The organism is Vreelandella gomseomensis, assembly GCF_031451645.1.
Lineage (GTDB): Bacteria > Pseudomonadota > Gammaproteobacteria > Pseudomonadales > Halomonadaceae > Vreelandella > Vreelandella gomseomensis.
Map to the genome: position 1 here is coordinate 246,236 of NZ_JARWAI010000006.1, position 20,302 is coordinate 266,537.

The following is a 20,302-nucleotide window of genomic DNA, read 5'->3' on the forward strand; positions in this document are numbered from 1 at the left end:
CTGACCCAAACTCATGGTTACATACAACGTATGTATTGGCTACTCAGCACTTCCGCGCTTATTTAACCCAGCCTCCGATAACTCAAATACCCATACCAGCAGTTCCGCAATGACCTGATAGAGATTGGCCGGAATTTCCGCGTCCAGATCCAGCTGCATCAACAGCGCGACCAGCTCCGGCGCATCATGGACATAAATTCCCTGCCGCTGCGCTTCGGCCATGATCCGCTCGGCCAGCTCGCCGTAGCCCTTGGCCACCACCTTTGGCGCACGGTCGTGATCCTGATAGGCCAACGCGACGGCCTGGCGCCGCGACTCATCCGATGGCATCCGTCGCCTCCTCATAGCGGGCGCGCACCTGCACCTTGCGCAGATCCAGAGCCTCAAGGCGCGATTCGAGCGCCGGCACCCCCGTCTCCAGTCGCTGGTGGACGTCCGCATCGGTGGTCGTCAGGTCAATATTCAAGGCGCCGCGGTAAAGTCGCAGCGATACGCTAAACGCCCCGAATCCCGGCACATCAAGCTGCATGTCGGACTGCCAGTTATCCTCCCCCTTTTCCTGCTCGCCCCCGCTCTCCCGGGACGACTCGCGGTTCGGCAGATTGACCACCAGCGCCATGAAGATGCCTGCCCATACGTCGCCTTCCCAGCGTATCGTCGGTGACACCAGCATTTCCAGCTGCTGGCGTACCAGACTTTGCAAACTTTCGTGAACCACTTCGCGTGACTGTCGACCGGGCATGATCTCCAGCGCCTCGCGAGCCAACCGGGCCTCTGTACCCGCTTGCGTTGCCTCTCTGGCCGTTGCAGCAAGCTCAGGGGTATTGAGCACCCCCGGGCCTGGCGACGTCGACGAGGCTGATCCAGGCGCCGTGACCATGCTGGCACGTGCGGCTGCGTCACCGGTCATGTTCACATTGGCCCGCGCCGCCGCCTCACTGGCCACGGGGATCAGCGACGTGTTCGGCAAGATGAGGGCACTGCTCGTCGGCACTGTCGGCATCATTGGCACCGCGCCGCCAGGCATCAGGCCTTGCGTCCCCACCCCGCTGCTTGGTCCCTGAGGCGTCACGCCCATGCCCAGCGCCGTGGAGGCCAGGGGGGTAGGCACCGCAGCCCGCGGGCCGGGCTGCATCTGCGGCTCCCTCAGCAGCTGCTGCCGACTGGTGTCCCCTTGAAACCAGCGCTTGAGATGCGCCTCGTAAAACAGTCCGCTATCCCGCACGCTGGCTTCAAGCCGGCTTGCCAGCTGTGCCGGCGACGCCGGCTCGGCGGCATTCATCAATGGCGCTTCAGGCCGCATGACGGCGGGGGGCGCAGGAAAACGCAGCAGCACATCGGCAATGGTGCGTGCGGCCGGGCTGAAATGGGTCTGGGTTGAGCCCGGCGGCAATCCCTGAGCATCGCCCCGCTGGGGCAAACGGCCACCATCCAACTGGGACGGTAGCCCTCTCATGTCGCGCAGTGCGGTATCACGCAGCGCCGTGGAGGCCGCATCACGCCCGTCAAGGCGCGCATCACCCATCAAGGCGCGCGGCCCTTCTCCGGGCACGATGGGCCTGATCGGCTGATCCATTAACCGCTGACTCGACGCATCCCCTCGCTTCCCCAGCACCTGGTGGAGCAAGGTGTCGATCAGCGGATTGATCGTACTCACGACGACCTCGGCGCCTGATCGTCATCGTCGGAGAAAGCCGCACCTCTCCCCTGCTGCGGCGCGTAGGCACGGTGCAGGCTACGCTGACGCTGGGATACATTGATCAGGCGGCCCAACTCGTCGCGACGGGCAATCAGCTGACGGCGAATCTCCACGTCCTGCTCCAGAATGGCCTCCAACAGCTCGGCTTTCTGCTGCTGAGCAGAGGGCTCGAGCGTCACCGCCGCGTCCAGCTCGCGCAGCTTATCCACCAGTAGCACATAGTGGGTACGCTGTTCGATTAGATCCGCCCACTGGTCGTTATCGGCCAGCTGATGCATTTGCGTGACGCTGTCGAGAAGCGCTGCATATGTATCAAGCAGGGTTTTTTGAGCGTCATCATGCGCCATGGTAGTAGCCGACATTCATTGCCTCATGCAGATTGCTGCTGGCCAATTTCACGCCACGCCGACGCAATATCGTCGAGTAACCGTTCGGCCTCGTCGAGGCTGGCCTCGTCATTGCGCAGATTAGCGTTCAACAGCAGGCGGGCGATGTAGTTGTAGAGCGAGGCCAGCTGCTCGGCAATCTCGCCGCCCTGCTCGCGGTCGAGGGCCGCTGCCAAGCCATTGTTGACGATATCCAGCGCCTTCGAGATCGACCGACCTTTCTCGGCGGCATTGCCTGCCTGCATATGAATGCGGCCTGCTCGAATCGCCGCTTGCGCGCCGTCGAACAGCATGACGATAAGCTGATGGGGATCCGCCGACATCACTCCGCTTTCAACGCCAACCCTTGCGTAGGCATTGGCTCCCCGGCCGTAAGTGGCGGCACCGCGCGAATACGTCATACGTGATACTCCTGATCATGTGGCGACCGGATGCGGCCAGCCACCAAGCAAATGACTCACAGACCAATCGCCAGGATTGCCTGTCTATTAGGGTTATCGGCGACCGGCATGGCGACTTTACCCCTGCCGGGCGTTTTTTATTCGTCAACCCAGTGTTCTTGCAGCCTTTCGTTCGTGGCGCGGACTACGTAGACACGGCCACTTCGCTCACCGGGCGCCCCAGCTTCTCGACGATATTCCCACTCAATGCATTGCCCAGGTTATCGCGCATCGGCGCACTCGCCGATAGCGCCATCTGCACCTCCGTCGGGTTGCCACGCTCGTCGACACGCAACACCCAGGCCAGCTGCTCGCTGGAGAAACGCACCAGCGCGCCAACCGGCAAGGCCTTGAAATGCTCTATATAGCGCTTGATCCAGTGAGGGTCGAACTGATGGGGATGACTAAGAAGATGGCGATAAACCTGCTGGGCGGTTTTCCCAGGACGGTCGCTGCGATCACGCCGCAGGGCCTCGACCGCATCTACAACGGCACTGGCCTTGGCAAGCTCGTTCAACGACTCGCCGGTCACGCCTTTCGGGTAGCCGCTGCCGTCCATCCGCTCATTGATACCGCCGATCACCGCCGAGGCAATGCTGGAAGAGAGCCACTGGCAGTTCCCCAGTCGCTCCAGCACAAGCGGTACGTGCTCGCTCAAGGCCTGGCGATGGGTTGCCTCAAAGTGTGTGGCCTTGAACAACACCTGCGGCACCAGCGCCTTGCCCAGGTCGTGCACCAAGCCGCTGGCCACCACCGCCTTGCGCACATCACGCGGCATCCCGCTCCCTACCAGATCCATGAGGTGGACGGCCACGGACATCCCATGGCGCACCAGCAGCGGCTCCGGCGACAGGCACCGGCAAGCAAAAAGCAGCGCCTCGCGATCTTCCTCATGAAGATCCATCAGCCGGTCGGCATGCAGCGACAGCTGGCGTGAATCAATATCGCTGCCTTGCTGCAGCGCCAGCATCTGACCATCCAGAAACGCGGCGATCTTGACCAGTCGTCGCGCCGTCGGCGTGGCGTAGCGCTTGACGTCGCGGCGCCCCACATGTTCACCGGCGCCACTTCGCCCGGCGGGCGAGGTAAACAGCGGCGAGGGCTGACGTTCATCCTGGTGGTCTTTGGTATAGCGTGACGACTCGCGCTCGATTTCGCACACGAAGTACCAGACCTGGCGCTCTTGCTCGGGGCTAGGGGCGCCAAAATGAAAGCCCACCCGCAGCAGGTTTCGCTCGGCATCGGGACGGCGATGGCGGGCCGAGGCCGGGATTTCAAAGTACGTGCCGTCGGGAAACTCGAACGCAAGCATGAGAGGCGCTTCCGTCGTGGCCAACACCCCACTGGCGGTCATCGGCAACTCCAGTTGACAGCCAGTCTGGGACAGATCGCGCAGCTCACCCCGTATGGCATCCTGGCTGGGCACGCTGACAGTGGCGGCCACCGGCATACCGATGCGCAGCTCGGCGCGAAACGCCTCACGCCGCTGAAGCACGTCCAGATAGGCAGGATAATCGCTGCAGCATAAAAAACGCCCGCCGGCGCGACGGGTTTCGGTTAACGACAGCAGCGGCGTGCGCAGCATCTTGCCCTGCGCCTCACCGGTCAGATAGAAAGAAGTACCGTCCTGAAGTCGACCGAGCAGATGGCTCACCGATGAAAGGTCCAGCACCAGGGTCTCGCCCGGATGCTGCTCCATCAACACGACGGGCTCGGGACGTGCACCGTCCTCTTCCAGACACAGCGATGCACCGCCGCTTTCCACCAGCGTCGTTAACAACGCCGCTACCGCCACCTGGTTCGGGACGCGTTCGTACTCTTCCTCGTGGGCCACCATGCTCTCCTTACCTCCCCATTGCCTAAGCGAAATATGCGCGTTGCAGAATACCAGAAGCTGACGACAACATTGATGCGCCACGCATCTTTCGCGCAAGGTTTTACAGAGCGTCTATGCTAAGCAGAAGGCAAAGTTGACTTATTTCATTCGCAAACCCTTGCGTCGCTAAAGTTAGCGCCAGCGGGGCCGATAGCTTTTGCGTAAAAATTAAAAAAACTGCTAAACAGTCGTTCCAACAAAACCCGCCCTGAAAGGTTCCGTTATCGCTGACCAACCCGGGGTAGGCGCTAAGAAACAGGGGAATACACAGATGAACTCATCCAATATCGACGCCATTAATCACGTACAGACCGCCCAACTCACCGGCCAGTCGCCGCGTCAACGCCTCGACGAACTCTTGGACAAGTTTCCGACCGCCGGGAGCCAGCTCAGCGAGCAACAACAAACCGAACCCACCGCCGGAGAACTCGTCGAACCGATTCAGCGCATCAATGACGTCATGCGTGAACGCGGCCTGGAGTTTGATATCAGCGAGAACGAATCACGCGTCATCACACGGGTAGTTGACCGCGATTCAGGCGACGTCATTCGCCAGATTCCTGCCGAGGAAGTGCTGCGTATCGCCGAACGGCTTGAGGAATGGCGCGGCCAGTTCGTCTCGCTTGAGGCTTGATTGAGGAGCCAGGACACTAGCGCGAAAGGGGCTTGAGTTTCGGGTTACACCTGCATGTTCATGACGTCACGATAGGCGGACACCAGGCGATTGCGAACCTGCAGCCCCATTTGCGAAGCCACACTCGCTTTCTGCATATCGATCATGACGTCACCCAACTCTATATCGGGATCACCCGCCTGAAAGGCCATCGCTTTATCATTGGCCGCCAGCTTTAACTGATTGATACGCTGAATGGATGCCTGCAGCTCGCCACCAAAACTGCCATGACCTACTGCTTGTGAAGGCGCACCACCTTGCATCGACTGGCCTGATGCCTGGGTGGCTAGGCTCTGCATTTGTTGCAGCGCCGACTGTATTCCCGGTGTGCTCATTTTACGCCTCGATCAGTAAGATGGCTGAATGCACGAATCCTAGCACCGGTATGATAAAGCTCATACGGACAATTACGCACGAAAAGCCAAGCTTTTCGTTCCTTTAGGCTTGCCCAGCCACAGGATAATGGCGTCCATCACAATTTCGCCTCATCATTTCGGCGGATAACCGCGATTGACGGATACAGCCTATGCCTTTTTTGGTGATGCGCCTGGACTGTGACCTGTTTTGTCTGTCCCCAGGGAGGGACTCATGAGCGAAGCAGGTGCAACGGCAGGCCGTCAGACGAACACCGCCTCGGCTAGTGGCAGCGCAGGTGGTGATAATACGACAACGACGTTTTCCGAACGCGTGCGCTCACAGCTGCGCGGCAATCCCATCGTGATCCTGCTGGTTGCCGGTGCGGCTTCCATTGCCGTGATTGCCGCCCTGATGATGTGGGCCAGCAGCCCTGATTATCGGGTGCTTTACAACAACCTCGATGAAGCTGACGGCGGACGCATCATCACGGAGCTCGACAGTCGAGGCGTGCCCTATCGTTTTAGCAATAACGGCCAGGCACTGATGGTGCCCAGCGACCGGGTTCATCCGTTACGTCTCTATCTCGCCGAACAGGGGCTGCCCCGCGGCGGCAATGTTGGGCTCGAGCTAATGGATGACCAGGCCTTCGGGATCAGCCAGTTTGCCGAGCAGGTCAACTATCAGCGTGGCCTTGAAGGCGAGCTCAGCAGCTCCATCGAGTCACTGGGGCCTGTGGAAGGCGCGCGCGTTCACCTGTCGATGGCCAAGCCATCGGTTTTCATCCGAGATCGCGAGCCCGCCAAGGCCTCGGTGGTACTGACCTTGCTGCCGGGACGGCTGCTTGGCGACGGTCAGGTCAGCGCCATCGTGCACATGGTATCCAGCAGCGTGCCGGAACTGGCGCCCGAAGACGTTTCGGTGGTCGACCAGAACGGGCGGCTACTGTCCGCCGACACCGGGGGCAGCGATGACCTGGACGGCAGCCAGCTCGAATACCTCGCGGAAGTCGAGCGCTCCTATCAACAGCGCATTGAAAACATCCTCACGCCGATTCTTGGCGAGGACAATGTGCGCGCCCAGGTAGCCGCTCAAGTGGACTTTTCCCAACGCGAGGAAACCTCCGAACGCTACGGCCCCAATCAACCACCCAATGAAGCCGCCGTGCGCAGCCGCCAGTTGAGCGTGTCGCTTGATGGCGAAAATCCGTTGGGCACCGGCATTCCAGGCGCACTCAGCAATACCCCGCCAGGCACGGCACCCTCCCCCATCAACCAACCTGACGAGGAAGGCGAGGATGGCGCTGACGGAGAAGGTGACGAGGCGTTGCGCAACCTGCGCCAGGACGATGTCGTCAACTACGAAGTCGATCGCAGCATCGAGCATATCCAGCATCGCCTCGGCCGTATCGAGCGCCTGACGGCGGCGGTCGTCGTCAATTATCGCCAGACCGTCAACGAGGAAGGCGAACAGGAACAGGTGCCCCTCTCCGCAGAAGAAGTCCAGCAGATCGAGGGGCTAGTTCGCCAGTCGATGGGCTTCTCGGAGGCACGCGGCGACGCTATCGACGTGGTCAACACGCCGTTTGCCGACATCGAGGACGACACCCCCGACGCGCCAGAGTGGTGGCAACGTCAGGATACACTTGAGCTGGCAGCCCAACTCGGCCGCTACCTGCTCGTCGCCCTCGCCGCGCTGCTGCTTTACCTGCTGATTCTCCGGCCGCTCATCAAGCGCTATACCGAGTCACCCGTCATGGCAACCGCCACACCAGGCGGCGCGCTCCAGACGCAGGTGGGCGATGATGAAGACGAACCGGATGAAGACGCCGACAGCAACGATAGCGAAGAGACGTATCAGAAGCCGAAACGCCGTCGCAAGACATCGCTGTATGAGCACAACCTCAACGACCTGCGTGAAATGGCCCAAGAAGACCCCCGCATGGTGGCGATGATCGTGCGCAGCTGGATGAATGCCAATGAGTAGTGCAATTGCCAATATGGGGGGCGCTCGCAAGAGCGCCATCCTGTTGCTCGCCCTGGATGAAGACAGTGCCGCGGAAGTGTTCAAGTATATGAACGCCTCGGAAGTCCAGGAAATCAGCATGGAAATGACGCGCCTTCAGCAGGTTTCCCACGAAGACATGAAGGCGGTACTCGAAGCCTTTCACAAGGAGACAGAAGAGTTCGTCGCGCTGAACCTCAACTCCAGCGACCACATTCGTTCGGTGCTTACCAAGGCACTGGGGAGTGACCGCGCGTCCAGCCTGATTGAAGACATCCTGGAAAGCAGTGCAGAAACCTCGGGCATTGATTCGCTCAACCTGATGGAAGCCTCCATGGTGGCCGAGCTTATTCGCGACGAGCACCCGCAGATCATCGCTACCATCCTGGTGCACCTGGATCGCCACCAGGCGTCCGATGTGCTTGAGCTCTTTGAAGAAAAGCAGCGTAATGATGTCGTGCTGCGTATCGCGACCTTCAGCGGCGTTCAGCCTGCCGCTCTGCAGGAATTGACCGAGGTGCTGTCCGGCATGCTCGACGGCCAGAACCTCAAGCGCAGCAAGATGGGCGGCGTAAGAACTGCGGCGGAAATCCTCAACCTGATGAATTCGTCGCAGGAAGAAACCGCCATCGAAACCGTGCGCTCGCACAGCGAAGACCTGGCGCAGAAGATTATCGACGAGATGTTCCTGTTCGAGAACCTGCTCGACCTGGACAACCGCGCCATCCAGATGGTATTGCAGGAAGTCGAGACCAATTCGCTGGTGGTCGCCCTCAAGGGCGCCCAGGATGCGCTGGTGGACAAGTTCCTGCGCAACATGTCCCAGCGGGCCGCCGACCTGGTTCGCGAAGATATGGAAGCCCGAGGCCCGATTCGTGTATCGCAGGTTGAAACCGAACAGAAGACCATCCTTCAGGTGGTTCGCCGCTTAGCCGATTCCGGCGAAATTGTGCTGGCGGGTGGAGATGACGAGTATGTCTGATACCCAATCCCCGCAGTTTGACCGCCATCACCAATGGCGTCGCTGGCAAATGGCCGAACTTATGCGCCCGGCCAGCAGCGACGAGAACGCGACGCCTGCGACGCCTACCACGCCTTCGGCCCACCAGCGCAAGATTGACGCCGCTCAGAAAGCCGCCCGGGAGGCGCAGCAGCGAGAAGCCCAGGCGCGCCAGGAGGAATACGACAAACTGCGAAAGCAGGCCGAGGAGGACGGCTACCAGGCGGGCCTGGCGCAAGGCCATGAAGAAGGCCTGGCAAAGGGGCTCGAAGAAGGACGCCAGCAGGCTCAGCAAGAGCTCGAGCAACAAACCAAGGCAACACTGGCACCGCTGGAAACGCTCGCCAAACAGTTTTCCGACGCGCTCACCCAACTGGATGACACCATTGCCCAGGATCTGGTCGAGCTGGCAACGGCTACCGGCCGTCAGCTGGCAGCGGAAGCCCTGGACGACACGCCGGAACGCATCCTGACGCTGGTGCGCGAGCTGCTGCATACTGAACCGCCGCTGGTCGGCCAGCAGCGACTATGGCTAAACCCCGACGACCACGCACTTGTCACCGAACACCTTGGCACTGAACTGGAAGCCGCCAACTGGACACTGCAACCCGATGACCAACTGGCTCGCGGCGGGTGCCGGGTCACCAGCGCCCAGGGCGAGCTGGATGCGACGTTTGAAAGTCGCTGGCAGGCCGTACAGACCCAGGCGCGTAAGCGGCCCTCCAGCAAAACCAAGCCGTCGGCTTCCTAGGAGCGACGATGACCACCACCAGCCCCCATCAGTACCGCTGGCAAAAAGCGATCCGCCGCACCACGCAGCGGGTCAGCGCCTTGCCACGCGTGGGCACCAGCGGCCGCGTCGTGCGGGCGACCGGCATGGTGGTCGAAGTCGTCGGGTTACGGGTTGCTGTGGGCAGCGCTTGCAAGATTGAGCTGCCGAAGAACGAGGCACAGAGCGCTCAGAACACGCCCTATGCCGAAGCCGAAGTGGTCGGCTTCTCCGGTGACAAGCTGTTCCTGATGCCGCTCGAGCAGATTTCGGGGTTGATGCCCGGCGCCCGGGTGTCCCCGCTAAGCGACGGCAGCGGCCACAGCGCTCGGCGCTTTCCCGTTGGCGAGGAGTTATTGGGTCGCGTACTCGATGGCAACGGCAATCCGCTTGACGACCGCGAATACCCTGAAGACAGCCCCCGCGCTACCCTCGACACGCCACCGCTCAACCCGCTGTCCCGCGCCCCGATTGATACCCAGATCGATGTGGGTATCCGGTCGATCAACGCGCTGCTGAGCGTTGGTCGAGGGCAGCGCATGGGGCTGTTTGCGGGATCCGGGGTGGGCAAGTCGGTGCTGCTGGGCATGATGGCACGCTATACCAAGGCAGACGTTATCGTGGTCGGCCTGATCGGCGAGCGTGGACGCGAAGTCCAGGATTTCATTGATAACATCCTCGGCCCCGAGGGGCGGCGTCGCGCCGTCGTGGTCGCGGCGCCTGCCGATACCTCGCCGCTTCAGCGCCTTCAAGGCGCCGCGTACGCGACGCGGCTGGCCGAGGGTTTCCGCGATGAAGGCCGCAACGTGCTGCTGATCATGGATTCATTGACCCGTTTTGCCATGGCGCAGCGTGAAATTGCCTTGGCGATTGGCGAGCCGCCAGCGACCAAAGGGTATCCGCCGTCGGTCTTTGCCAAGCTGCCAGGTCTGGTGGAGCGGGCAGGCAACGCCGAGCGCGGCGGCGGTTCGATTACCGCGTTTTATACCGTGTTGACCGAGGGCGACGACCAGCAGGATCCGATTGCAGATTCAGCCCGGGCGATTCTTGATGGTCACATCGTCCTGTCACGAACGCTAGCCGAAGCTGGGCACTACCCCGCCATCGACATCGAAGCGTCGATCAGCCGGGCCATGACCGCCATCACCGACGATGCCCAACAGCGCGAGTCACGCATCTTCAAGCAGTATTTCTCCCGCTATCAGCGGAACCGCGACTTGATCAGCGTCGGTGCCTACACGCCGGGACACGACCCGCAGCTCGATGAAGCCGTGCGCCGCTTCCCTGAACTCGAACACTTTCTCCAGCAGAACATCCACGAAAGCGCCACCGTCGACGCTTCGCGACAAGCCCTTCACGCCTTGGTTGGAGAGTCAGCATGAGCCGAACGCAGCTAGAGATGCTTGCCGATTTAGCCCGTGATGCCCGGGATCAGGCGGGTATTGCCCTTGCCCAGGAGCGCCAGGGCGAGCAGCAGACGACTGCCCAGCTACACTCGCTCAACCGCTACCGCGCGGAGTACGCCGAACGTTTACAGCTGGCCATGCGCGAGGGCATTGATCCCGCTACGATGTACAATTATCAGCAGTTTCTTGCCTCGCTGGATGCTGCACTCGAACGTGCCCGTCAGACATTGGCGGCACAGCAGAAACGCGTCGAGAAACGCCAGCAACATTGGCAACAGGAGCAGCGTAAGCTGTCTTCGTACGATACACTGGCCTCTCGACGGCTAGTGGAAGAGCATCGACGCCTTGAGCGTCGTGAACAGAAAACCAACGACGATTTGGTGACCAGCCGCCTGGCTCGCCAACGTAATGAGACGCCGCAGTAGCGGTGCCAGGGAACTGAGCATGAATATTCACCAGTTGCTTTCAATGACACAGGGTCAAGCCACCAGCCATCAGCCGGGCAGCACGGCAACGGCCGATGGCGTGCGCGGCTTCTTTCAGCAGGCGTTGTCCCAGGCCTCGGCGTCTCCCCATCAGCGCCTCGGCGATGGACAGATCACTTCGGCGTTGACGCAAACTGGCAATGGCTCGACGTCTAACGGTCAAGCGAGCGCTGCCACCTCGCTGTCGGCATTGCTGGAGTCGCTGGGGCTGGATATCAGCCCTGAGGCACTGGAGGCGCTGGTGGCACGTTTTGCCGCTTCCGAAGATGGTTCAGCGCCCGAGGCGCTGATGGCGCAATTTTCTGCTGATCATGATGGCGCGACGCCCGAAGCGCTGGCTACGCTTGAGGCATCCGGCAACCTCGAGAACGCTGACCTAGATGAGATCGCCCAGCGGCTTGCCCTGATGGGCAGCTACGGTAGTGATGTGGCTAACTCATCGACATTTTCACCCAGCGGCAACGAGGCAGCGCCCACCGCCAGCGAACTGGCCCAACAGCTAGGCATTGAAGAAGGCGAAGCTGAGCAGTTGGTAAGCCTGCTCAGCGCCTTTGTGGCAACACAGAATCTTGATGGTTCCGCGACAAGCCAAGGCTCCGAATCATCACGCGCGCTGGGTGATATCGCACAGGCGCTGGGCGCCACCGCGCAAAACGGCGACGCTGCCAAGGGTTCCCGGACAGAAAGCCTGGCTAGCCAAATCGACGCTCGCGTCAGCTCACGCAGCAGTGCGGAGACCTGGGTCAGTGCGCTGGACACCTCAGGGCGAGCGACGGATACCTCAGCCAAAGCCAACCTGGTGGTGCCCAGCACCTCCTCGGACACGCTGTTGAGCGCCCTGTCGTCAAACAACGCTGGACAATCCAGCGGGCAGGCCCTCGCAGCCGCCGGCATCGGTCAGCCAGCACCGGCCGCCACCACGGGTAGCGCCGCCATGCCGACGCCCGCTGCGGTGAGCACGCCGGTCACAAGCCCAGCATGGCCGCAGCAGTTGGGTCAGCAACTCGTTCAGTTTGCCCAGCGCGGGGGCGACCAGCTCGTGCAAATGCAGCTGCATCCTGCCGAGCTTGGCCCGCTTTCGATTTCACTAAAATTCGGTGAGCAGGGGGCCCAGGCGCACTTCTTGTCCAACCACGCCCAGGTTCGCCAGGTCATCGAACAGGCTATCCCGCAGCTGCGTGAGGCCCTTGCCGAACAGGGCATCGCGCTGGGTGACACCTCCGTGGGCGAGCAACGCCAGTCCAGCGACGAACAGGGCATGGCGCAATCGTCTTCCGGCACCGGCGGACAGCCAGGCCTTGACAGCGGCGAGGAAGGCAACGGCTCGGCCCCAACGCTGAACGCGCCGATAGCCCTTGATGGTCGCGTTGACCTCTACGCATGACCCATATAAGCCCTAAGAGGGCCGGGCATGAAAAGCTAAACCAAAAGATAGGCTCGCCAAGCGAGCCTGTTCATTTCATCACCAGCATGCGCTTTAGGCATAATGCTACATTGACGCCACGCATGGAGATTACGGGAACGACCAATGGCTGAATCAAGCGGCGGATCAAAAAAACTGCTCTGGATAATGATCATTCTAGTGCTGCTCTCCTCTGCCGGGGCGGCAGCGGCCATTTATATGGTGCTGGATGACCGTGACGATGCCCCTGAAGACGCCGAGGAGCAGGTTGCCGAGCCGCAGCCACCGGTGTTTCTGACCATCGAGCCGTTTACCGTCAATCTGGCCGATGATCAATACGGCTCGCGCTTGCTTTACGCCGGCATCACGCTTCGGGTTGAAGACGAAGCGACCCGTGAGCTTCTCGAGGAGCATATGCCACAGGTTCGTAGCCGACTGCTCACCGTCCTATCCGGCCAAAAAGCAGGCGACCTGACCTCTTCAGAAGGCAAACAGCAACTGGCACGCACCATCAACGAAAGGCTCAGCCAGCCCTTCGACGAAAATCAGCCTCCACTCGAATTGCGTGAAGTGCTGTTTACTGAATTCATTGTGCAATAATCTCGGGAACTGGAGCCGTTCATGTCGCAGGACGATCTACTGTCCCAGGAAGAAATCGATGCCCTTTTGAAGGGGGTCAGTGGTGATGACGAATCGTCGGCATCATCGGCTGAGTCGCAGGATGAATCCCGGGTACGTCCTTATGACCCCTCCACGCAGCACCGCGTTATCCGCGAGCGCCTGCACGCCCTGGACTTTATTAACGAGCGCTTTGCGCGCTACTTCCGTACGGGGTTGTTCAACCTGCTTCGCCGCAGCGCCGATATAACAGTCGAGTCGGTGCGTTATCAAAGCTTCAGCGACTTTTCGCGTAATGTCCCCGTACCGACCAACCTGAACATTGTGTCCATGCGGCCGCTGCGCGGTTCGGGGTTGATCGTGTTTCCACCGAACCTGGTCTTCATGGTGGTCGACAACCTGTTCGGCGGCGACGGGCGCTTCGTGACCAAGTCCGACGGGCGTGAGTTTACCAATACGGAACAGCGAATTATTCACCGCTTGCTGGGTCTGGCCATCGATGCCTATCAGGAAGCCTGGAAAGTGGTTTATCCATTGGAGATAAGCTTTCTGCGTTCTGAGGTGCAATCCAAGTTCGCCAATATCACTAATTCACCCAATGAAATCGTGGTGAATACCAAGTTCAACATCGAAGTTGGCAACCTGACGAGCAGTTTTCAGGTGTGCATGCCATACGCCATGATCGAGCCGCTGCGCGACCTCCTGGCGAACCCGATCAATGACAGTAACCATGACCAGGACGGCACCTGGTCGCGGCGCATGGCCAGCGAGTTACGCCAGTCGGAGGTCGAGCTGGTAGCAGAGTTTGCTCATATACCCAGCCGCATCAGCCATGTGATGGGGTTGAAAAAAGGGGACGTACTGCCGTTAGACATTCCCTCCACGGTCATGGCCAACGTTGACGGCGTCCCAGTAATGGAATGCGAATACGGCAGTCAACGACAGCAGCGCGCCTTGCGTGTCAAGCGCATGATCGATCACGCCGCGATGAATAATGTACCGTCCAACGACCTCTTCAAAGGGGCGACGCGACAGAAAGCCAAGGAATCTAAAGCATGACAGATCCTAACAAACCCGATCAGAACATCTCTGAGGACGACTGGGCGTCTGCCATGTCGGAACAAGAGCAGGAAGAGAACACAGCCGACGGCGAGGAAGAAGATCCCTGGGCCGCTGCCATGGCCGAACAGCAAACCGCCGAGGAAGAGGCGGCGGCTGAAGAGGCCGTCGAAGCGGCTGAAGAAACGCCTGCCAGCGAAGCCAAAGCGGCCAGCGACGATGTGTTTCGTCCGCTGACTCAGGAAGACGGCGCGGCGGCTTCACGTGACCTTGAAATGATCATGGATATTCCGGTCAAGCTCACCGTTGAGCTGGGCAGGACCAAGCTGACCATCAAACAGCTTCTCGAGCTTGCGCAGGGGTCGGTCATCGAGCTTGAAGGACTTGCCGGTGAACCGATGGATATCCTGATCAACGGCTACCTGGTTGCCCAGGGCGAAGTCGTTGTCATTGACGACAAGTACGGCATTCGTATCACCGAGATCATCACGCCCTCTGAGCGTATTCATAAACTGAACCGATGAGCAGCGAAGCCGCCTCAACGTCAAGCAGCTCGCTCGATGCGCTCAGCAGCGGGGGCGACTCGCTGATCGGCATGGCCATGATCGGCAAGACGGCAGCGGCGTTGGCGCTGGTTATCGCGATCATCCTGCTGTGTACCGCGCTACTCAAACGGCTTGGCAGTGCCAAGCGGGCTGGCGGTCACCTGCAGATGATCAGCAGCACCGCCGTCGGTAATCGTGAGCGCGTGGTGATCGTGCAAGTCGAGGATACCTGGCTAGTGCTGGGCGTTGGCAACGGGCGCGTCACCAAGCTGCATGAGCGACCAGCGCCGGCCACAGCGAGCGAAGGCGAACCGCCGCTGGCGCCGTCTGGCTTTGCCCAACGCTTTTCCCAGGCGCTCGCGCATAATGTCGGCAAAAAGCACGCGGATTCCACGTCACCACCACCTTCTGAAACAGACCGAACATCATGAGGATTGTCGCGTTACATTGGCCGCGCTGCCTGAAGTGGCAGTTGCTTTTTGTCATAGCCATTGCCTGTCTTTTCCCATTGGTGGGTAACGCCCAAGAGCTTCCCGGCATCACCACTCAGCCGCTTGACGATGGAGGACAGCAGTGGTCGGTTTCTCTGCAAACGCTGCTGTTTTTAAGCTCGCTGGCGTTTCTCCCCTCCATGCTGCTGATGATGACCAGCTTCACGCGCATCATCATTGTATTGAGTCTGTTGCGAACCGCCATGGGCACACAGGCAACGCCACCCAATCAGGTACTGCTGGGTATCGCGCTGTTTTTGACGTTTTTCATCATGTCACCGGTGCTGGCACAGGTATACGACACCGCCTGGGTGCCGTTGAGCGAAGAAACGATCAACTTCGAGGAATTTTTGCGCCTGGCCCAGGTGCCGTTTCGCGAGTTCATGCTTGCCCAAACCCGCGAGCCAGACCTCGCCCTGTTTGTTCGCCTTGCCGATGTGGGGCCCATGCAGGGGCCGGATGATCTGCCCATGCGCGTCCTGCTGCCGTCTTTTGTGACCAGCGAATTGAAAACCGCGTTTCAGATCGGCTTTACGATTTTTATTCCTTTCTTGATCATTGACCTGGTGGTTGCCAGCACGCTGATGGCTCTGGGTATGATGATGGTTCCACCGATCACCATTTCGCTCCCCTTTAAGCTGATGCTGTTTGTTCTGGTCGACGGTTGGCAACTGATTGTCGGTTCGTTAGCTGAAAGCTTTTACATGATATAGCCGTCACTGCGACGCTGGAGGCTACTAATGACCCCTGAAATGGTCATGACGATCGCGTATCAAGGCATGCGCGTCACGTTGTTTCTCGCCGGGCCCCTGCTGCTTGCCGCCCTGTTTACCGGCTTGATCATCAGCCTGTTTCAGGCCGCCACGCAGATCAACGAGATGACGCTGACCTTCATTCCCAAGATACTGGCGGTCTTTGCCGTACTCGTTCTCGCAGGCCCATGGCTCATCGGCCTGATCACCGACTTCACCCAACGCTTATTCACTAATATCCCCAGTATGGTGATGTAAGCTCATGGTCGAGGTCACCTTTGCCCAGCTGCAAGCATGGCTGGTGGCGTTTATCTGGCCCTTCGCCCGCATTACCGCCTTCATGGCGGCTTCGCCTCTGTGGGGACATTCCAGCGTACCCAACCAGGCCAAGGTCGCCCTCGCTGCGGTGGTAGCGGTCGTGATCGCCCCGGTTCTGCCCCCCATGCCCGAGATTCCACTCATGTCCTGGGCTGGCGCGGGCATCATGGTCGAACAGATACTGATTGGCATCGCGATCGGCCTGGTCATGCACATCGTGTTTGCCGTCGTTCAGGCAACGGGGGAGTACATCGGCCTGCAGATGGGTCTCGCCTTCGCCAGCTTTTTTGATGCGGCCAGTGGCACCAACATCATGGTGCTATCACGTATCCTCTACATGGTCACACTACTGATGTTTCTGGCAATGAATGGTCATCTGATGGTGCTGGAAACGCTGGTGATGAGCTTTCAGAGCCTGCCAATCGGTATCGGAATGCTCAATCCCAACGCCTTCGAGTTGCTAGCCCGGTACGCAGGCACCATCTTTGCGTCGGGCATGCTGCTGGCATTGCCGCTGGTAGGGTCACTGCTGACCATCAATCTCGCGCTGGGTATCTTGAATCGCTCCGCTCCCCAGTTGACCGTGTTCAACATCGGCTTTCCAACGTCCTTGACCGTGGGCCTGATCTTATTGATGGTATTGATGACCGACCTTGGTCGCTTCCTCGAGCGCCTGTTCAGTCAAGGCATCAACTTCATGCAGAGCCTGATCGAAACCATGGCGCCGTTATCTTGAGCACAGCAAAAAGCCCTTGCCGGTAGCAAAGGGCTTATTCAACATGTGTCTAAGCAAGAGAGGTTATAGGTAGTCGAAAAGCGACGTACTCTGGATGTCGACAAAGGCTTTCTGCGACGCCTGCAAGCCGACCTGGCGCAAACTGTATTCCGAAATGGCCTCGTTATAATCCAGATCCACCAGATCCGATAGCGTCTGCTCGTAGTTGAGAGTCCGGTTGCTGCCCACCGCGTCAATCACATCGAGCTCGTTCAGCCGCGCACCGGCAGACGCGCGCACCGTAAGGACGTTATCCAGACTGTTATCCAGATCGCGCATCGACGTGTTAAGCGTATTGCGCAGGTCGGCTTTTTCAGCGTCTGTCTCAGCCGGATTCTCTAGAACGCGAATGGCTTCTTCCATGGTACGGAACAGGTTGGCCTCCCGCGTCTCGCCGCCGGCTTGAGCAACCACTATTTCATCGCCTGGTTCGGGCGTTCCCTTGAGGTCAACGGATAAGCCACCGAATGTCAGTGACAGGGCATCGTCAGCATTGGTATCAGTGGCCCAGTCGCCTGATGGCAGGGGGTCGCCAGCCATATCCGTTGTGACCCAATTGGTGCCATCGAAGCGCTCAACCGCATATGTCGGATCCGCCGCCGTACCATCAAAGCTGACACGATAATCGCTGCCGTAACCATCGTCATTGACGTCCGTTACCTGGGGCCCGCTGAAGGTGACGTCACCCGTATTGGCATTGTCGGCTTCCGCCACATAGCCTGCGCTGCTGGGCACACTCTGGAAAATCGAGATGCCGTTTTCGGTAACCGGCATCAAGCGTGACGCATCGACCCGCTGTTCACGGACGTTTTCATCGCCCTGGTACACGGCCGCGTCTCCCTGTTTGACATAGGGAGGATTGCTGTCGTTATAACCACCGAACAGATAGCGACCGTTGCCGTCGGTGGCATTGGCCTGGCCGAGCATCGTTTCGTAGACACCCTTCAGCTCACTGGCGACGGACTCGCGATCAACATCGCTCAAGGTGTCGCTCGAGGCCTGTATCAGCAGCGTCTTGGCGCTGGTGATCGCATCGCTGACGCTATTGAGGACGCTTTCGGTCTGTGCCAGGGAATTTCTTGCCGATACCCGAGAGTCACCATACTGCTCGGTGACGGCCTTGGCTTGATCCACGCCCACGGCGCGGGAAGCGGCCTGGGGGTCATCGGAGGGGTTGACCACACGGCGGCCGCTGGCAATCTGCTGGCTGACCTGTAGAAAATCGCTTTGCTGGCGATTCATTGACGCCGTGCTCTGTTCGAACATGGTAACGCTGCTAATGCGCATGGCAGACTATCCTCGATTAACCGCGTAGATTCAGAATGGTGTCCATTATCGTGCCCGCCGTGTCGATCACCCGCGCGTTGGCCTGATAGAACTGCTGATAACGAATTAAATTAGCGGCTTCCTCGTCCAGGCTTACGCCTGACTCTGACTGCTGAACGGCACGCAGCTGATCGGTAAGCCCCTGCCTGGCATCCAGGTTCACCTCGGTGATGTTGGTGCGGTTGCCCACGTCGCTGACCATCGCCCCGTAGGCGCCGCTCACCGTGGCGCTGCCGCCGACGACGTCCTGACTTTGCAGGTCTTGCATGGCCAGGGCGTTGCGGTTGTCGCCGGTATTGGCATCGCTTCGGCTGATGGCCAAGGTTGCCGTTTCGCCGGTTTCGGGTAGCTCGTTGAGCGTGAAGGCAACCCCGTCAATTTCGATACGGTCACCTTCGCTCAAGGCATCAGTCCCAGGGGTGAAAACGCCGCCATTGACTGTCAGCGTCGCGATACCGCTGACGTCACCTGCATCGTCAACGTCAAAGGCGTAGTCATCTTCAGCCGATAAAGCGCCGTCGGCCATGCTGACGTCGCCAATATTCAGGTCGCCTGCAAACTCGGCAAAGCTGCCCGCTGCAATCTTGTCGAGATCGGAAATATTGGCGTCCATTCCCGCTCCGGCACGACGCACCGGCTGAATTTCAAACTGGTCGCCTTCGAGGACAGACGATCCGCTGCTAAACGAAAGCGTCAGCCCGCCAAAGGTAATTTCACCCAAGCCGGTGCCAGGATCCCAATTGGTTTGATCCACATAGGTGGCGTCATCAGGATTCGTGCTATCCAGCACTTGGCCGTTATCATTTCGGGTCACGACAGGCTCAAGGCTTGCGTCAAACGAGACGGTATAGTCCGTGGCACGCAGATTGTCGGCCGTGTCAGGATCAAACGCGGCCGACGTCAAGAGATCAGGGTCGCTGTTGTTTGCGTACCCGTAACCCTGAGGCGAGCGAATATTGAATAAATCACCGCCCTGGTCGCCGTTAAGATCAACCCCTTGCCGATGCTGCTCGTTGACGGCCATGGACAGCGAAGCGGCCAGTTGGCCGATCTGGTTCTGAGTCTTGTCGAGCGTCTCTTCACGGAAAGTCATCAAACCGCCCAGAGAACCACCCGACACAGTGGCTTCATCCAACTGGGCAAGGTTACCGCCACCGTCGCGGTAGCCAATCACGGTACGCTGGGGATCGTAGTCAGCCTTCATGGTTTCCAGCTTGAAAGAGTCAGTGCCGGTCACCAGCGGCTGGCCGTTAGGCAGGCTGATATTGTAGGTCTTGCCGTCCTGGATGTTCAGGCGCAGATCCATACGCTCATTCAGATCCGACACCAGTTTATCGCGCTGGTTGAGCAGGCTGTTGGGCGCTTCGCCGGTGCGCGCACGGGCGAGGGCTATTTCTTTATTGAATCCAGCAATTTGCTCGGTAGTGTTGTTGATCTGAGTGACTTCGTCCTTCAGCTGGCTATTGATATTGGTCTGCATATCCTGCAGGTAGCTATCGAACGAGCGAAACTGCGCGCTGAGCGTTTCGACATTGCCCAGTACACTTTGGCGTGCTGCCGGGTCGGACGGCGCGCTGGCCAGGTCTTCCATCGACGAGAAGAAATTCTGCATCAACGGCGACAGGCCCGCGTCGCGGTCGGCAAGCAGGTTGTCGATCTGACTGACCTGGTTGTAATAGGTCTCCAGCGCACTCGACTGGGTCTTGGCACTATTGAGCTGATCGGCAACGTATTGATTGAATTGACGCTCAATATCGTTCACCTGAACACCGCCGGTTCCCGCGCTGCCCTCACCCAGCTTGGTGATTTCACGGTTATAGCCAGGGGTATTCACGTTACTGATATTGTTGCTGGTCGTGTTCAGCGCGTTTTGCGCCGCGTTCAAGCCGCTTAGCCCAACAGAAAACATGCTCATGGTTCGATT

The 20,302-nt window shown here is 59.6% G+C and carries 22 protein-coding genes; 14 read left to right on the forward strand and 8 right to left on the reverse strand.

The features are described 5' to 3' along the window. Window positions 1–39 precede the first annotated feature (39 nt). From QC815_RS10100 to QC815_RS10120, 5 genes are all read right to left on the reverse strand, one after another. A complete protein-coding gene (locus QC815_RS10100) occupies window positions 40–330 on the reverse strand; it encodes an EscU/YscU/HrcU family type III secretion system export apparatus switch protein (protein WP_230447622.1) in 291 nt (96 codons plus the stop codon). Next, complete coding sequence (gene fliK, locus QC815_RS10105) at window positions 317–1,657, reverse strand: flagellar hook-length control protein FliK (protein WP_309768310.1); 1,341 nt, start codon at window positions 1,655–1,657, stop codon at window positions 317–319. The genes QC815_RS10100 and fliK overlap by 14 nt, the downstream gene beginning before the upstream one ends. Then, on the reverse strand, window positions 1,654–2,061 hold the full coding sequence (gene fliT, locus QC815_RS10110) for a flagellar protein FliT (RefSeq protein ID WP_230447620.1): 408 nt from the start codon (window positions 2,059–2,061) through the stop codon (window positions 1,654–1,656). The genes fliK and fliT overlap by 4 nt, the downstream gene beginning before the upstream one ends. A gap of 8 nt (window positions 2,062–2,069) precedes the next feature. Then, a complete protein-coding gene (gene fliS / locus QC815_RS10115; protein WP_309768313.1) occupies window positions 2,070–2,486 on the reverse strand; it encodes a flagellar export chaperone FliS in 417 nt (138 codons plus the stop codon). A gap of 184 nt (window positions 2,487–2,670) precedes the next feature. Next, the gene (locus QC815_RS10120; RefSeq protein WP_309768315.1) at window positions 2,671–4,362 is read right to left on the reverse strand and encodes an HD domain-containing phosphohydrolase; all 1,692 of its coding nucleotides are present in this window, start codon (window positions 4,360–4,362) and stop codon (window positions 2,671–2,673) included. A 310-nt stretch (window positions 4,363–4,672) separates the two neighbouring features. On the opposite strand from QC815_RS10120, the gene QC815_RS10125 reads away from it, so the two are divergent. Then, window positions 4,673–5,035 (forward strand): flagellar protein FlaG, encoded by a 363-nt coding sequence (locus tag QC815_RS10125; protein WP_230447617.1) that lies wholly within the window; start codon window positions 4,673–4,675, stop codon window positions 5,033–5,035. A gap of 44 nt (window positions 5,036–5,079) precedes the next feature. Here QC815_RS10125 and fliE read toward each other — a convergent pair whose 3' ends face one another. Continuing rightward, the gene (gene fliE / locus QC815_RS10130; RefSeq protein WP_230447616.1) at window positions 5,080–5,409 is read right to left on the reverse strand and encodes a flagellar hook-basal body complex protein FliE; all 330 of its coding nucleotides are present in this window, start codon (window positions 5,407–5,409) and stop codon (window positions 5,080–5,082) included. Between the two features lie 253 nt (window positions 5,410–5,662). On the opposite strand from fliE, the gene fliF reads away from it, so the two are divergent. From fliF to fliR, 13 genes are all read left to right on the forward strand, one after another. Then, window positions 5,663–7,414, forward strand: a complete 1,752-nt coding sequence (gene fliF, locus QC815_RS10135) for a flagellar basal-body MS-ring/collar protein FliF (protein ID WP_309768317.1) — start codon at window positions 5,663–5,665, stop codon at window positions 7,412–7,414. Then, window positions 7,407–8,414, forward strand: coding sequence for a flagellar motor switch protein FliG (gene fliG / locus QC815_RS10140; protein WP_230447614.1), 1,008 nt, complete (start codon window positions 7,407–7,409; stop codon window positions 8,412–8,414). Before fliF ends, fliG begins: the two co-directional genes overlap by 8 nt. Continuing rightward, on the forward strand, window positions 8,407–9,183 hold the full coding sequence (locus QC815_RS10145) for a flagellar assembly protein FliH (RefSeq protein ID WP_230447613.1): 777 nt from the start codon (window positions 8,407–8,409) through the stop codon (window positions 9,181–9,183). Before fliG ends, QC815_RS10145 begins: the two co-directional genes overlap by 8 nt. A gap of 8 nt (window positions 9,184–9,191) precedes the next feature. Beyond that, the gene (gene fliI, locus QC815_RS10150) at window positions 9,192–10,583 is read left to right on the forward strand and encodes a flagellar protein export ATPase FliI (RefSeq protein WP_309768320.1); all 1,392 of its coding nucleotides are present in this window, start codon (window positions 9,192–9,194) and stop codon (window positions 10,581–10,583) included. After that, a complete protein-coding gene (gene fliJ, locus QC815_RS10155) occupies window positions 10,580–11,032 on the forward strand; it encodes a flagellar export protein FliJ (protein ID WP_230447611.1) in 453 nt (150 codons plus the stop codon). Before fliI ends, fliJ begins: the two co-directional genes overlap by 4 nt. A 19-nt stretch (window positions 11,033–11,051) precedes the next feature. Then, window positions 11,052–12,476 (forward strand): flagellar hook-length control protein FliK, encoded by a 1,425-nt coding sequence (locus QC815_RS10160; protein WP_309768322.1) that lies wholly within the window; start codon window positions 11,052–11,054, stop codon window positions 12,474–12,476. 144 nt (window positions 12,477–12,620) lie between these two features. Next, window positions 12,621–13,094, forward strand: a complete 474-nt coding sequence (fliL, locus tag QC815_RS10165; protein WP_230447609.1) for a flagellar basal body-associated protein FliL — start codon at window positions 12,621–12,623, stop codon at window positions 13,092–13,094. 21 nt (window positions 13,095–13,115) lie between these two features. Beyond that, complete coding sequence (gene fliM, locus QC815_RS10170) at window positions 13,116–14,171, forward strand: flagellar motor switch protein FliM (protein WP_230447608.1); 1,056 nt, start codon at window positions 13,116–13,118, stop codon at window positions 14,169–14,171. Then, a complete protein-coding gene (fliN, locus tag QC815_RS10175) occupies window positions 14,168–14,695 on the forward strand; it encodes a flagellar motor switch protein FliN (RefSeq protein ID WP_230447607.1) in 528 nt (175 codons plus the stop codon). Before fliM ends, fliN begins: the two co-directional genes overlap by 4 nt. Next, window positions 14,692–15,147 (forward strand): flagellar biosynthetic protein FliO, encoded by a 456-nt coding sequence (gene fliO, locus QC815_RS10180; RefSeq protein WP_230447606.1) that lies wholly within the window; start codon window positions 14,692–14,694, stop codon window positions 15,145–15,147. The genes fliN and fliO overlap by 4 nt, the downstream gene beginning before the upstream one ends. Next, window positions 15,144–15,920, forward strand: a complete 777-nt coding sequence (fliP, locus tag QC815_RS10185) for a flagellar type III secretion system pore protein FliP (protein WP_230447605.1) — start codon at window positions 15,144–15,146, stop codon at window positions 15,918–15,920. The genes fliO and fliP overlap by 4 nt, the downstream gene beginning before the upstream one ends. A gap of 27 nt (window positions 15,921–15,947) precedes the next feature. After that, window positions 15,948–16,217 carry a flagellar biosynthesis protein FliQ gene (fliQ, locus tag QC815_RS10190; protein ID WP_230447604.1) on the forward strand — a complete coding sequence of 90 codons (270 nt, stop codon included), beginning with the start codon at window positions 15,948–15,950 and terminating at the stop codon, window positions 16,215–16,217. A 4-nt stretch (window positions 16,218–16,221) separates the two neighbouring features. Further along, window positions 16,222–17,013 (forward strand): flagellar biosynthetic protein FliR, encoded by a 792-nt coding sequence (gene fliR / locus QC815_RS10195; RefSeq protein WP_230447603.1) that lies wholly within the window; start codon window positions 16,222–16,224, stop codon window positions 17,011–17,013. Between the two features lie 63 nt (window positions 17,014–17,076). Here the strand turns inward: fliR and flgL are convergent, their stop codons facing one another. Further along, the gene (flgL, locus tag QC815_RS10200; RefSeq protein WP_309768327.1) at window positions 17,077–18,339 is read right to left on the reverse strand and encodes a flagellar hook-associated protein FlgL; all 1,263 of its coding nucleotides are present in this window, start codon (window positions 18,337–18,339) and stop codon (window positions 17,077–17,079) included. A 16-nt stretch (window positions 18,340–18,355) separates the two neighbouring features. Continuing rightward, complete coding sequence (gene flgK / locus QC815_RS10205) at window positions 18,356–20,293, reverse strand: flagellar hook-associated protein FlgK (RefSeq protein ID WP_309768329.1); 1,938 nt, start codon at window positions 20,291–20,293, stop codon at window positions 18,356–18,358. Window positions 20,294–20,302 lie beyond the last annotated feature (9 nt).

Coding starts and splice junctions, on each gene's coding strand:
- fliT (WP_230447620.1), bottom strand. CDS start 2,061: ATGTCGGCTACTACCATGGCGCATGATGACGCTCAAAAAACCCTGCTT.
- fliF (WP_309768317.1), top strand. CDS start 5,663: ATGAGCGAAGCAGGTGCAACGGCAGGCCGTCAGACGAACACCGCCTCG.
- fliP (WP_230447605.1), top strand. CDS start 15,144: ATGAGGATTGTCGCGTTACATTGGCCGCGCTGCCTGAAGTGGCAGTTG.
- QC815_RS10125 (WP_230447617.1), top strand. CDS start 4,673: ATGAACTCATCCAATATCGACGCCATTAATCACGTACAGACCGCCCAA.
- fliI (WP_309768320.1), top strand. CDS start 9,192: ATGACCACCACCAGCCCCCATCAGTACCGCTGGCAAAAAGCGATCCGC.
- flgK (WP_309768329.1), bottom strand. CDS start 20,293: ATGAGCATGTTTTCTGTTGGGCTAAGCGGCTTGAACGCGGCGCAAAAC.
- flgL (WP_309768327.1), bottom strand. CDS start 18,339: ATGCGCATTAGCAGCGTTACCATGTTCGAACAGAGCACGGCGTCAATG.
- fliL (WP_230447609.1), top strand. CDS start 12,621: ATGGCTGAATCAAGCGGCGGATCAAAAAAACTGCTCTGGATAATGATC.
- QC815_RS10120 (WP_309768315.1), bottom strand. CDS start 4,362: ATGGTGGCCCACGAGGAAGAGTACGAACGCGTCCCGAACCAGGTGGCG.
- fliG (WP_230447614.1), top strand. CDS start 7,407: ATGAGTAGTGCAATTGCCAATATGGGGGGCGCTCGCAAGAGCGCCATC.
- fliM (WP_230447608.1), top strand. CDS start 13,116: ATGTCGCAGGACGATCTACTGTCCCAGGAAGAAATCGATGCCCTTTTG.
- QC815_RS10160 (WP_309768322.1), top strand. CDS start 11,052: ATGAATATTCACCAGTTGCTTTCAATGACACAGGGTCAAGCCACCAGC.
- QC815_RS10145 (WP_230447613.1), top strand. CDS start 8,407: ATGTCTGATACCCAATCCCCGCAGTTTGACCGCCATCACCAATGGCGT.
- fliQ (WP_230447604.1), top strand. CDS start 15,948: ATGACCCCTGAAATGGTCATGACGATCGCGTATCAAGGCATGCGCGTC.
- fliJ (WP_230447611.1), top strand. CDS start 10,580: ATGAGCCGAACGCAGCTAGAGATGCTTGCCGATTTAGCCCGTGATGCC.
- fliE (WP_230447616.1), bottom strand. CDS start 5,409: ATGAGCACACCGGGAATACAGTCGGCGCTGCAACAAATGCAGAGCCTA.
- fliS (WP_309768313.1), bottom strand. CDS start 2,486: ATGACGTATTCGCGCGGTGCCGCCACTTACGGCCGGGGAGCCAATGCC.
- QC815_RS10100 (WP_230447622.1), bottom strand. CDS start 330: ATGCCATCGGATGAGTCGCGGCGCCAGGCCGTCGCGTTGGCCTATCAG.
- fliO (WP_230447606.1), top strand. CDS start 14,692: ATGAGCAGCGAAGCCGCCTCAACGTCAAGCAGCTCGCTCGATGCGCTC.
- fliN (WP_230447607.1), top strand. CDS start 14,168: ATGACAGATCCTAACAAACCCGATCAGAACATCTCTGAGGACGACTGG.
- fliR (WP_230447603.1), top strand. CDS start 16,222: ATGGTCGAGGTCACCTTTGCCCAGCTGCAAGCATGGCTGGTGGCGTTT.